The organism is Flavobacterium ammonificans (assembly GCF_020885975.1).
Lineage (GTDB): Bacteria > Bacteroidota > Bacteroidia > Flavobacteriales > Flavobacteriaceae > Flavobacterium > Flavobacterium ammonificans.
Map to the genome: position 1 here is coordinate 2,145,271 of NZ_AP025183.1, position 12,517 is coordinate 2,157,787.

At 36.4% G+C, this 12,517-nt stretch carries 13 protein-coding genes, 2 tRNA genes and 1 rRNA gene; 10 read left to right on the top strand and 6 right to left on the bottom strand.

The genetic code is table 11. The features are described from left to right. Positions 1-54: 54 nt before the first annotated feature. From LPC23_RS09695 to LPC23_RS09710, 4 genes are all read right to left on the bottom strand, one after another. Positions 55-128, bottom strand: a tRNA-Ala gene (locus LPC23_RS09695). Positions 129-231: 103 nt separating this feature from the next. Beyond that, a tRNA-Ile gene (locus LPC23_RS09700) sits at positions 232-305 on the bottom strand. Between the two features lie 129 nt (positions 306-434). After that, a 16S ribosomal RNA gene (locus LPC23_RS09705) occupies positions 435-1,950 on the bottom strand. Positions 1,951-2,903: 953 nt separating this feature from the next. Next, positions 2,904-4,028: a cysteine desulfurase family protein gene (locus LPC23_RS09710; protein ID WP_229329886.1), complete on the bottom strand. Its 1,125-nt coding sequence runs from the start codon at positions 4,026-4,028 to the stop codon at positions 2,904-2,906. 92 nt (positions 4,029-4,120) lie between these two features. On the opposite strand from LPC23_RS09710, the gene LPC23_RS09715 reads away from it, so the two are divergent. Continuing rightward, on the top strand, positions 4,121-5,083 hold the full coding sequence (locus LPC23_RS09715) for a hypothetical protein (RefSeq protein WP_229329888.1): 963 nt from the start codon (positions 4,121-4,123) through the stop codon (positions 5,081-5,083). Between the two features lie 98 nt (positions 5,084-5,181). Here LPC23_RS09715 and LPC23_RS09720 read toward each other — a convergent pair whose 3' ends face one another. Beyond that, positions 5,182-5,736, bottom strand: coding sequence for a Smr/MutS family protein (locus tag LPC23_RS09720; RefSeq protein WP_229329890.1), 555 nt, complete (start codon positions 5,734-5,736; stop codon positions 5,182-5,184). Next, positions 5,726-5,914, bottom strand: coding sequence for a hypothetical protein (locus tag LPC23_RS09725; protein ID WP_229329893.1), 189 nt, complete (start codon positions 5,912-5,914; stop codon positions 5,726-5,728). The genes LPC23_RS09720 and LPC23_RS09725 overlap by 11 nt, the downstream gene beginning before the upstream one ends. 100 nt (positions 5,915-6,014) lie before the next feature. On the opposite strand from LPC23_RS09725, the gene LPC23_RS09730 reads away from it, so the two are divergent. The 9 genes from LPC23_RS09730 to LPC23_RS09770 all read left to right on the top strand — a co-directional run bounded on the left by LPC23_RS09730 (position 6,015) and on the right by LPC23_RS09770 (position 12,480). Continuing rightward, entirely contained in the window at positions 6,015-6,296 is a 282-nt protein-coding gene (locus LPC23_RS09730) for a DUF2752 domain-containing protein (protein WP_229329895.1), read from the top strand. Positions 6,297-6,494: 198 nt separating this feature from the next. Further along, complete coding sequence (gene epsC, locus LPC23_RS09735) at positions 6,495-7,250, top strand: serine O-acetyltransferase EpsC (RefSeq protein WP_420842312.1); 756 nt, start codon at positions 6,495-6,497, stop codon at positions 7,248-7,250. A gap of 1 nt (position 7,251) precedes the next feature. Then, positions 7,252-8,139, top strand: coding sequence for a cysteine synthase CysM (gene cysM / locus LPC23_RS09740; RefSeq protein ID WP_229329899.1), 888 nt, complete (start codon positions 7,252-7,254; stop codon positions 8,137-8,139). A 13-nt stretch (positions 8,140-8,152) separates the two neighbouring features. Further along, complete coding sequence (locus LPC23_RS09745) at positions 8,153-8,851, top strand: SGNH/GDSL hydrolase family protein (RefSeq protein ID WP_229329901.1); 699 nt, start codon at positions 8,153-8,155, stop codon at positions 8,849-8,851. A 156-nt stretch (positions 8,852-9,007) separates the two neighbouring features. Beyond that, on the top strand, positions 9,008-9,286 hold the full coding sequence (locus LPC23_RS09750) for a rhodanese-like domain-containing protein (RefSeq protein WP_229329903.1): 279 nt from the start codon (positions 9,008-9,010) through the stop codon (positions 9,284-9,286). 5 nt (positions 9,287-9,291) lie between these two features. Further along, positions 9,292-9,606, top strand: a complete 315-nt coding sequence (locus LPC23_RS09755) for a rhodanese-like domain-containing protein (protein ID WP_229329905.1) — start codon at positions 9,292-9,294, stop codon at positions 9,604-9,606. 188 nt (positions 9,607-9,794) lie between these two features. Further along, positions 9,795-10,643 carry a transketolase gene (locus LPC23_RS09760; RefSeq protein WP_229329907.1) on the top strand — a complete coding sequence of 283 codons (849 nt, stop codon included), beginning with the start codon at positions 9,795-9,797 and terminating at the stop codon, positions 10,641-10,643. A 14-nt stretch (positions 10,644-10,657) separates the two neighbouring features. Next, positions 10,658-11,611, top strand: a complete 954-nt coding sequence (locus LPC23_RS09765; protein ID WP_229329909.1) for a transketolase family protein — start codon at positions 10,658-10,660, stop codon at positions 11,609-11,611. 80 nt (positions 11,612-11,691) lie between these two features. After that, positions 11,692-12,480: a PhzF family phenazine biosynthesis protein gene (locus LPC23_RS09770; RefSeq protein ID WP_229329911.1), complete on the top strand. Its 789-nt coding sequence runs from the start codon at positions 11,692-11,694 to the stop codon at positions 12,478-12,480. Positions 12,481-12,517 lie beyond the last annotated feature (37 nt).

The following is a 12,517-nucleotide window of genomic DNA, read 5'->3' on the forward strand; positions in this document are numbered from 1 at the left end:
TTAGTATTCAGTTACTACTGATCACTAAGTCCTGTGGACTGTCCACTGTTTTTGTGGAGAATAACGGAGTCGAACCGTTGACCTCCTGCGTGCAAGGCAGGCGCTCTAGCCAGCTGAGCTAATCCCCCGTGTTTTAGTTGTCAGTTATCAGTCGTCTGTTGACAGTATAATGATAAAGACAACATCCATCGGATGACTCAACTTCTAAAATTTCCATAAGTTAAAAAATAGTAGTCCCGCCCAGACTCGAACTGGGGACCCCTACATTATCAGTGTAGTACTCTAACCAGCTGAGCTACGAGACTCTGTTTTTTACTTATTTGTATTATTTGAACTAACAGCAAGAGTAATATTATCATGAAATTCAATCCCATGTCGATCTATCGTCTTCTTTCTTGAAAGTGTTACCAAAGTAACTAACATTCAAGCTCTAGAAAGGAGGTGTTCCAGCCGCACCTTCCGGTACGGCTACCTTGTTACGACTTAGCCCTAGTTACCAGTTTTACCCTAGGCAGCTCCTTGCGGTCACCGACTTCAGGCACCCCCAGCTTCCATGGCTTGACGGGCGGTGTGTACAAGGCCCGGGAACGTATTCACCGGATCATGGCTGATATCCGATTACTAGCGATTCCAGCTTCACGGAGTCGAGTTGCAGACTCCGATCCGAACTGTGACCGGTTTTGTAGATTCGCTCCTGGTCGCCCAGTGGCTGCTCTCTGTACCGGCCATTGTAGCACGTGTGTAGCCCAAGGCGTAAGGGCCGTGATGATTTGACGTCATCCCCACCTTCCTCACAGTTTACACTGGCAGTCTTGTTAGAGTTCCCGACATGACTCGCTGGCAACTAACAACAGGGGTTGCGCTCGTTATAGGACTTAACCTGACACCTCACGGCACGAGCTGACGACAACCATGCAGCACCTTGTAATTTGTCTTGCGAAAGTTCTGTTTCCAAAACGGTCAAACTACATTTAAGCCTTGGTAAGGTTCCTCGCGTATCATCGAATTAAACCACATGCTCCACCGCTTGTGCGGGCCCCCGTCAATTCCTTTGAGTTTCATTCTTGCGAACGTACTCCCCAGGTGGGATACTTATCACTTTCGCTTAGCCACTGAGATTGCTCCCAACAGCTAGTATCCATCGTTTACGGCGTGGACTACCAGGGTATCTAATCCTGTTCGCTACCCACGCTTTCGTCCATCAGCGTCAATCCATTAGTAGTAACCTGCCTTCGCAATTGGTATTCCATGTAATCTCTAAGCATTTCACCGCTACACTACATATTCTAGTTACTTCCTAATAATTCAAGTTTAACAGTATCAATGGCCGTTCCACCGTTGAGCGATGGGCTTTCACCACTGACTTATTAAACCGCCTACGGACCCTTTAAACCCAATGATTCCGGATAACGCTTGGATCCTCCGTATTACCGCGGCTGCTGGCACGGAGTTAGCCGATCCTTATTCTTACAGTACCGTCAAGCTCCCTCACGAGGGAGTGTTTCTTCCTGTACAAAAGCAGTTTACAATCCATAGGACCGTCATCCTGCACGCGGCATGGCTGGATCAGGCTTGCGCCCATTGTCCAATATTCCTCACTGCTGCCTCCCGTAGGAGTCTGGTCCGTGTCTCAGTACCAGTGTGGGGGATCTCCCTCTCAGGACCCCTACCCATCGTCGCCATGGTAAGCCGTTACCTTACCATCTAGCTAATGGGACGCATGCTCATCTTTTACCGTTGGAACTTTAATGTGAAAACCATGCGATTCTCACATACTATGAGGTATTAATCCAAATTTCTCTGGGCTATCCCTCTGTAAAAGGTAGATTGCATACGCGTTACGCACCCGTGCGCCGGTCTCAAAGCAGCAAGCTGCTTCTACCCCTCGACTTGCATGTGTTAAGCCTGCCGCTAGCGTTCATCCTGAGCCAGGATCAAACTCTTCATCGTATATTATGCGAAGCAAATAAATTTACTTCTATGTATTATGACAATGATCTAATGGTCTTTTTCGAATCTTACGATTCTATTACTCTTTAATTTGTTTTGAGATCTCTCTCAAAACGGCTGTCAATTCAATATGTCTAGGAACGTGTCTTTTTTATTTGTCGCTTATCTCTCAAAGCGGGTGCAAAAGTACAACTTCTTTTTTATCTCGCAAGTATTATTAAAAGTTTTTTTAAGAAAAATTACTTTCGTTTTACTTACTCAATATATTCAAGAACTTGTCCCCTTTTCGGCCCCGAATTAATCGGGGGGCAAAGATAATTACTTTTTTATCTATAGCAAATTTTTTAAAGTAAAATTTCTTTTATCTTATTTAGGTTTGCTTTTCAATATTGAAGTAAGAACGTCTGCTTTATTGCGGGTGCAAAAGTACAACCTAAATCCGCTTTGGCAAGCTTTTCTACACTTTATTTTTGTTCTTTTTCTTAACTCGCTGATAACCCGTTTTCTATAAATGAAAGTTTTTTTGAATTCAATAGTTGTAAAGAGTATTTATTGAAATTTACCGCAGATTCGCAGATTTTTTAAACATTTAAGTCATTGAAGTTTTGTTGCAATTGAAATTGCATTTAACCGTATAAGAAATAAAAGGTTTGTGAATTTTGAAATTGCATTTAACCATATAAGTAATATAAGAGAATATAAGGTTTGGGAAATTTGATATTGTTATTGAACTTGGAATGTTGAATAACGAATTTTCAATTTTGAACTTTGAAATTATTATTGAAGTTCAACCCGCGTTAGGGATAGCAGCGACATCCTTTTTAAAAGGAGACCGAGGAACTCGAAGTCACATTTTAAAAAGATAGAGCGAATAGCCCGACCTGAAAGGGAACGCCCCACTTCGACAAGCTCAGTGTAAACAATTATTTATTCGAAGTGAATGAATTAGTAAACTAGACGGCAGCCAAAACCTCAATTAAATAATCGATATCTTCCTTAGTATTATAATGACTGAAAGAAATGCGTAAACTTGGCTTTGCCAAATCATCTGAACAAAGAATTTCTGTTAAGACATGGGAAGTACTAGTACTCCCTGACTGACAAGCACTTCCGCGCGAAACAGCTATCCCTTTCATATCTAAATGAAACAACAACATAGCTGCCTTGTCATCTGGAAGCGGCAGAACAACATTAATAATATTATAAAAACCATTTTCTGAACCAATAATTTTAGATTCAGGAAATACTTGAGCCAATTGACTAACACAATAGCGCTTTAAATCTAAAATAGCCGCTCTCTCGACCTCTAAACTTGCATACGCCATCTCCAAAGCTTTTGCCATTCCTGCAATTTGGTATACCGATTCGGTACCTCCACGCATTCCCTTTTCTTGTTCACCACCAAAAAGCAAGGGCTGTAATCCAGAATTTTTACGAATGAAAGCAAATCCAATTCCTTTTGGACCATGAAACTTATGGGCACTGGCAGAAATAAAATCAATAGGCAAAGCTTTTAAATCAATTTCCGTCTTACCAACAGATTGAACGGTATCCGAATGAAAAAGGGCATTGTGTTCTTTGCAGATAGTTACAACTCGTTCTAAATCCAACACCACTCCTACTTCATTGTTCACATGCATCAAACTCACTAAAGTTTTAACCTCTTGCGAAAGCAATTCGGCTAAATGCGTCATATCAATGCTGCCATCCGATTTTATGTTTACAAAATCAACTTGGATGCCAAATTCATTTTGCAAAGCCAAAACAGGATACAATACTGCATGATGTTCTATTTTAGTGGTAATAATTCGCTTAACCTTTAAATCTCTTACCGCTGAACGTAAAATCCAGTTGTTAGCTTCAGTTCCCGAAGATGTAAAAAAGATTTCTGAACCTACCACATTAAGTTGTTTTGCAATTGACTTACGAGCAAGTTCCAAAGCACTTTTGGCATTACGCCCAAAACTATGTGTAGAGGAAGGATTTCCGTAATCTTCAGTCATTAATCTTGTAATCTCTTGGATTACTTCGGGGCGAATTGCAGTGGTAGATGCGTTGTCTAAATATACTTTCTTCATGAAGGCAAATTTATAAAATATCTTTATAAATAGTACGAAGGCAATCATTAAATATCGATTTTTTGACTAATTTTGAACCAAATTTTTGAATAATGAAAAAAATATGGTCTGGGATTTTAATCGCTCTTCTGTTCAGTAATTGCAGCGATGGTGATTTATCTCAAGAGGTAATTAGTTTTGATTCAGTTGCGACTCAGAGTTGTACAAATAATGGAATTATATACAAAATAAAAGGACAAGAGGCTTTATTGATTCAAATTCCATCTACCTCTTTCACAAATGAACCTACTGCGACAGGAAGCCCAACAATTATAGATATCAATACTACAAATCGTGTGGTATACCGCTTTTATAATGGCGCTATTTCTAGTACTATGTTTTGCGAAACAATTCCACCTTCTTCCCCAACAGTTAGTGACGAATGGATTGCTACTGCAGGAAAAATCCATATAACTACTACCGCTGTAAAAACTACCAATGCTAGTACAGGACGAACATCAATTACTGGTTACAACCATAATATAGTATTTAAAAACATCACATTTGCTAAACAAAATGGAACCCAAGTTTATGAAACTTTTGCGTTTGGAGATTACGGCCAGGTAATCAGTCCATTGACTTTAGGTTTCGATGAAACTTTAGAACAATGCACAATAACAAAACAAATCTACAATTATAATAGTGGAGAAGCCATTACACTTGATAATATAGACTCTAATTTGATTCAAAATCAAATTACTCCACTTAACAGTCCGCGAACTGCACTTCTTGGAACCACAAACAACAAACTAACCTATCGTTTATATACTAACGGAGTGCTAACCCCAAGCTATTTTTGCTCACCCACTCTACCAACAGTTCCGGCTATTAGTCAAGAATGGATTGCAGAGGCTGGCGTTGCCAATGTGAAAGGAATAATAGAGGTGACAACTACCAATGTATTAAATTCTTTCACCCATCGTATCGTTTTAAAGAAAGCTACTCTTGTAAAAGGACGTAATAATTTTACCCTTGGCGACAGTCACCTATTAGGAGAATTAATTACCACCAATTAACCTTTTTCTATAAATTAAAAGTAACATTTAAAAAACGCCTGTATTTTAATTAAAATACAGGCGTTTTTCATTAGTAATTGAAAACTAAAAACTTCCGATTATTGTTTCGTATTTTGTTTTATATAAACCTCTGTTGCACCCAAACCATATTTTTGATAATTGGCATCTTGGAACGAAATTGTATCATAACGTCCAAACAAAAAATCCAATTCTGCTTTCAAAACTCCTTCACCTACACCGTGTATAAAAACGATTTTTGGTATTCTATTTCGAATAGCAAATTCAAGATGTCGTTTGGCAGTTTCTGATTGCAAAGTTAAAATATCATAGTTTGACATTCCGCGTTTGTTTAGCACTAATTTTTCAATGTGCAAATCAAACTCTGGAACGCCAATTTCGCGTTTTTCTTTACGCTCTTTGACAAAACTTCTTGGTTTTGACTCCTCTTTTTCTTTTTTGATTTCATTTGAATTAAAACTTCTAATAGAATTCATTAAGTTACTGGAATCGTTTACTTTAATTATTTCATTGACAAAAAATGTCATCACAAATCCGTCTGTAGATTCAATAGTAACTTGGTTCCCATTGACTGATAACACTACTCCATTTACAGCTTCATCTAAAACTGAAACTTCATCTCCTTTACTGAACATTTTCTTCGTTTTTATCTTGACTTTTACTTGGCGTTTTAGCACTCAAACGCATCATCCCATACATAAAAATAACGATGGCTCCAGCCATAATATAGACATTTCCATCTGTCTTTTGTTGCTCAAAAAAGGCAATCAAAATGGCAACAAGCATCATCGGAATAATAATTTTTTTCATCATAATTAATTTGGCTATTCAAAAGTAAACAATTTAAAATAGCATCAAATTATTTCCTCAAGCATTGTGTTTTTTTTTGTAAAATTGTAAAAAGAAATTTGTTTTGGATATAGAAAGTTTTATGATTCCGTGTATCAGTAAAACACTCTTCGGATTAGAGTGTTTGGGTTGTGGTTTTCAGCGTGCCTTATTACTTCTTGTTCAAGGAAATTATAGAGCGGCATTTGAAATGTATCCAGCTATTTACTCTTCACTTATTCTTATATTCTTTATTGGATTACACTACATTGATACAAAGAGAAATTATAAATCAGTACTACTTACATTTGTTACAATAACTATTCTATTTATGATTGGAGGTTATTATTACAAACACTTTTATTAATAACGTTACTAAAAATTAAGTTTTGCCAACTAAACTCTAAATCAATTTTAGAACTAATCCATAAAAAAATCACAATTACTCCAATAAAGCAGTAGAAATTATTCAATATTCTTCAGTAAAACAACTACTTTTACATCACAATAACAGAATCCATTATTAGTTGTGATACACAATCAGATTATACAAAACATACAGCTGTTGAAAAATGATTTTTCAACTAGCTATAGTATTAAAACGAAAACAGAGATTTTCACAGAAAAGCTATTTTACACCTTGTTTGATGGCAACGCTTCGCTTGAGGAAAGTATTGCTGAACTTGAAATTCTATTCAAAGAAATCTCTTCAATAGCTTGTCATAAACCAAATGATTTGTGTGATAGCATTTGGGAAAAATACCTTGCATCCTTGCCATCTGTTCTTGAAAAGTTGAATCAAGATGCGCGCTATATTTTGGAAAATGATCCTGCTTCAAATAGTTTGGAAGAAGTATATTTGGCATATCCAGGCTTTTATGCTATTGCAATTTATAGATTAAGTCATGAATTGTATGCATTAGACTTACTATTGTTTTCGCGCTTAATGAGTGAATATGCACACCGAATTACAGGAACTGATATTCATGCAGGCGCGACAATAGCATCGCCTTTCTTTATAGATCATGCAACTGGAATTGTGATTGGAGAAACCACAGTAATTGAAAAAAATGTTAAAATTTACCAAGGAGTAACACTCGGTGCATTGAGCATAACGAAAGAAATGAAAAATTCAAAGCGACATCCTACTGTCGAAGAAGACGTTTGCATTTATGCTAATGCCACTATTTTAGGCGGTACTACAATTATTGGAAAAGGGAGTATCATTGGAGGAAATTCATGGGTAACCAAGTCTATACCTGCTAATTCAATTGTGACCAATACCACTACCACAGAAGTTAAAGTTAAAGAGAAAAAATAATATGGAACCAAAGCAACTTATCGAATTAATTGGTAACACTCCTTTAGTTATTAGTAGAAATTTGATCCAAAATCCCAATGTACAATTATTATTAAAACTTGAAGGAAATAATCCTGGCGGGAGTGTAAAAGATCGTGCTGCCTACAATATGATAGCTTCGGCGATAGAGCGTGGCGAAATAAAAAAAGGAGACAAATTAATCGAAGCAACTAGTGGTAATACGGGAATTGCCTTAGCTATGATTGCTCAACTTTTTGACATAGAAATCGAATTGGTTTTACCTGAGAATTCGACTAAAGAGCGCACTCAAACCATGTTAGCTTACGGGGCTAAAGTGACTCAAACACCCGCTAGTACAGGAATCATTGGTTCGCGAGATTATGCACTTAAAAAAATGGAAGAAGGTGGCTATGTCATGCTTAATCAGTTTGCCAATGAAGACAATTGGAAAGCACATTATAAAACGACTGGTCCAGAAATTTGGAGAGATACTAATAAAACCGTAACTCATTTTGTAGCTACAATGGGAACCACCGGAACCATTATGGGTACTTCAACTTATTTAAAAGAACAAAATAACAACATTCAAATTATTGGTGTTCAGCCAAGTGAAGGTTCGCAAATTCCCGGTATTAGAAAGTGGCCGCAAGAGTATTTACCAAAAATTTATGACGCTTCAAAAGTGGATACCATAATGGAAGTAAGCGAATTGGAAGCCCGACAAATGACTCAACGCCTTGCCAAAGAGGAAGGTGTTTTTGCAGGAATGAGTAGCGGAGGATCTGTTGCTACAGCAATTAAAATTGCCAATCAATTAGAATCCGGTGTTATAGTAGCAATAATTTGTGACCGTGGCGATCGTTATTTGTCATCCGATTTATTTGATTAACTTTTGAAAGCAAATGAAAATTAAAAAATTAGTTTCACATTATTTACTTTTTTTATTACTAATTGGTATGACAGAAAAATCAATCGCTCAAGATTGGGCCAACTTATCCAAATACGAAACAGAAAACAAAAGTTTACAACCAAAGAAATCGGGAGAAAAAAGGATTGTTCTTATGGGGGATTCAATAACTGAGTTTTGGTTGAAAATTCAACCTGAATTTTTTAGTAACAAACCTTATTATATTGGTAGAGGCATTAGTGGACAAACTACACCGCAGATGTTGGTGCGTTTTAGACAAGATGTCATCAATTTACAACCCGATGTGGTGGTAATCTTAGCTGGGGTAAATGATATTGCTGGAAATACAGGACCTACAACCAATGAAAAAATTGTGGAAAATATTATTTCGATGATTGAATTGGCTCATGCCAATAAAATAAAAGTAATCCTTTGTTCTGTTTTACCTGCAGCTAATTTTAATTGGAGACCTAATGACAAAGCGGCACAAACCATAGTGGAATTGAACCAGCTTCTTGCTAGTTATGCCAATACAAATACTATTCCTTATGTTGATTATCATACCATTATGGCTGACACTCAAAATGGCCTTCCAAAAGAATATTCTGAGGATGGTGTTCATCCTAATTTGAAGGGCTACCAAACGATGTCGCCTTTGTTAGAAAAAGCAATAAATGATACTTTAAAAAGTTAATTTCAGTATAATATTAAATTTATATTAAAAAAGCGAAATTTTAAAGTTTCGCTTTTTTCTTTATTCGAACCTTGTGTAACAAATGTTACTGTAGCTGTTTACAACACATTCTATATTTGCATTAAAATTAAAATTACTTTATTTAAGTTTAATAGCATGACTTTAGAAAAAATCATTAAAGAAACGAATTGCACTATTGTAGATGTGCGTTCTCACGAAGAATTTATGGGCGGACACGTTGCCAATTCAATCAACATTCCGTTACAAACGATACCGGCACGAATCGAAGAATTGAAAGGTTTAAATACTCCTGTAGTTCTTTGTTGTGCTTCAGGAAATAGAAGTGGTCAAGCGCAATATTTTCTTTCTCAACATGGGCTAGATTGCCATAATGGAGGTTCTTGGCTCGAAGTAAATTACTATCAATCAAAATAAGAAATATGATCTCATTATTAAAAAAGATTTTCGGATTAGGACCAACTGTAAATTATGCTGAGTTGGTACAACAAGGTGCTATTATTATAGACGTCCGTTCAAAAGCTGAGTTTACAGGCGGACATATTAAAGGCGCAATCAATATTCCAGTAAATGTTTTGAGCAATCAACTAGGTCAATTGAAAGACAAAAACAAAACGATTATTACCTGTTGTGCTTCTGGTATGCGCAGTGCTTCGGCAAAAAGCATTTTAAAGTCAAATGGATTTACATCGGTACATAACGGTGGCGGTTGGTCTAGTTTACGTTCTAAATTATAACCCCTTATTTTTACAATTAATAAAGCTTTCCATATTGGAAGGCTTTTTTTGTGTTTTTTTTATACATTTTGATTTTTGTTAATAATTATCCATTATTCTTGATAAAACAAGGTGAACAATTCATAAAAACGTTTGTAGCAACCCTAAATTAAAATTACATTTGCAATAGTTTAACTTTTACACATCAAATGAAGCCTAACACACAACAATTAAACGATTTAACTATCCAAGTTAGAAGAGATATTCTTCGAATGGTACACGCTGTCAATTCAGGTCATCCTGGAGGATCTTTAGGCTGTACTGAATTTTTAGTAGCCTTGTACCAAAATTTAATGGAACGTAAAGAAGGTTTTGATATGGACGGAATTGGAGAAGATCTTTTCTTCCTTTCTAACGGACATATTTCTCCTGTTTTTTATAGCGTTTTAGCTAGAAGTGGATATTTCCCTGTAGCTGAATTAGCTACTTTCCGTTTAATCAATTGCAGATTGCAAGGTCACCCAACCACTCATGATGGCTTACCTGGTATTCGCATGGCATCTGGCTCTCTTGGACAAGGATTATCAGTTGGTATTGGTGCGGCTCAGGCCAAAAAACTTAACAATGACAAACATCTGGTTTACACACTGCACGGAGATGGTGAATTACAAGAAGGACAAAACTGGGAAGCTATAATGTATGCTTCTGCTAAAAAAGTAGACAACCTTATCGCTACTATTGACGTTAATGGAAAACAGATTGACGGTACTACCGATGAAGTGTTGTGTATGGGTAGTTTGAAAGCTAAATTTGAAGCTTTTGATTGGGATGTACTAGAAATCAAAGAAGGAAATAATCTAGAAGCAATTATTGCGGGTATGAATGATGCAAAATCTAGAACTGGAAAAGGAAAACCGGTTTGTGTTTTATTGCATACCGAAATGGGGAATGGCGTTGATTTTATGATGCATACACATGCTTGGCATGGAAAAGCTCCAAATGATGCCCAATTAGAGCAAGCATTAGCTCAAAATACTTCAACACTAGCTGATTACTAATAACTACACAACAAATGAAGAAATATACAAATACAGGAAGTAAAGATACTCGTTCAGGTTTTGGAGCAGGAATGACTGAACTAGGTCAAAAAAATGAAAATGTTGTGGCACTTTGTGCGGACTTAATTGGATCATTAAAATTTGACGATTTCAAAAAGAATCACCCAGAACGTTTTTTCCAAATTGGAATTGCAGAAGCTAATATGATTGGAATTGCAGCGGGATTAACCATTGGAGGTAAAATTCCTTTTACAGGAACTTTCGCAAGTTTCTCTACAGGACGTGTTTACGATCAAATTCGTCAATCAGTAGCGTATGCAGATAAAAATGTGAAAATTTGTGCTTCACATGCTGGATTAACTCTTGGGGAAGATGGTGCAACTCACCAAATATTAGAAGATATTGGATTAATGAAAATGTTGCCTGGAATGACTGTAATCAACACTTGTGATTACAACCAAACGAAAGCAGCTACATTAGCTTTAGCCGATCATCATGGCCCTGCTTACTTGCGTTTTGGACGTCCAGTAGTACCTAATTTTACTCCTGCTGATGAACCATTTGTTATTGGCAAAGCTATACTTTTAAATGAAGGTACAGATGTAACTATTGTAGCAACAGGTCACTTAGTTTGGGAAGCATTAGTTGCAGCTGAAGCTTTAGAAGCTAAAGGTATTTCAGCTGAAGTAATCAACATTCATACAATTAAACCATTAGATGAAGAAGCGATTTTGAAATCATTGGCTAAAACAAAATGCATTGTAACTGCCGAAGAGCACAATATTTTAGGCGGTTTAGGAGAAAGTGTTTCTAGAGTCTTAGCCTTACACCACCCTGCTCCACAAGAATTTGTAGCCGTAAATGATAGTTTTGGAGAATCAGGGACTCCTGAGCAGTTAATGGAAAAATACAAGTTAAACAATCAAGCTATCGTTGCTGCTGTTGAGAGAGTGATCAAGAGAAAATAAATTAATCCCATTTATATTTAAATCCCTAGTTAAATCAACTAGGGATTTTTTTTGTATTTTTAATTACAAATAATTTTAAAATGAAACTCGAACTTTACCAAATAGATGCTTTTACCAATCAAATTTTTGGTGGAAATCCAGCCTGTGTAGTCCCCTTACAAGAATGGTTACCAGATACTATACTATTACAAATTGCAAAAGAGAATGCGGTGGCTGAAACTGCTTTTTTTATTCCGAAAGACAACCAATTTCAATTACGTTGGTTTACTCCTGATATCGAAATGGATTTGTGTGGACACGCTACTTTGGCAACTGCCCATGCATTGAAAACTATTTTAAATCATAAAGAGAATAGCATTGTATTTGAGACATTAAGTGGAGACTTAACAGTAACGATTGAAGGAGAGTTTTACACCTTAGATTTCCCTTCCAGAATGCCTATCCCTGCTGAATTACCTCAAATTATTTCTCAATCGTTAAGTATACAACCTAAGGAAGTTTTAAAATCAAGAGATTATGTATTAGTGTTTGAATCGGAAGAAGATATTAAAAACATCCATATCAATCGTTCCATTATTGACCAAATTAACTTGGATCCAGGAGGACTAATTATAACAGCCAAAGGAACAAATTCTGATTTTGTATCACGATTTTTCACGCCTCAATCTACGCATTTTGAAGATCCTGTAACAGGATCGGCACATTGTAGTTTAATACCTTATTGGGCTAAAGAATTGAATAAAACAAATTTAGAGGCATTCCAACTATCAGATCGGGTTGGACATTTGTATTGCGAATACCATGGAAATCGAGTAAAAATAAGCGGTCAAGCCAAGACGTATTCTGTGGGCCATTTCTGGATAGACTAATAAAAAGGCTAAGATTATTACTCTTAGCCTTTTTATT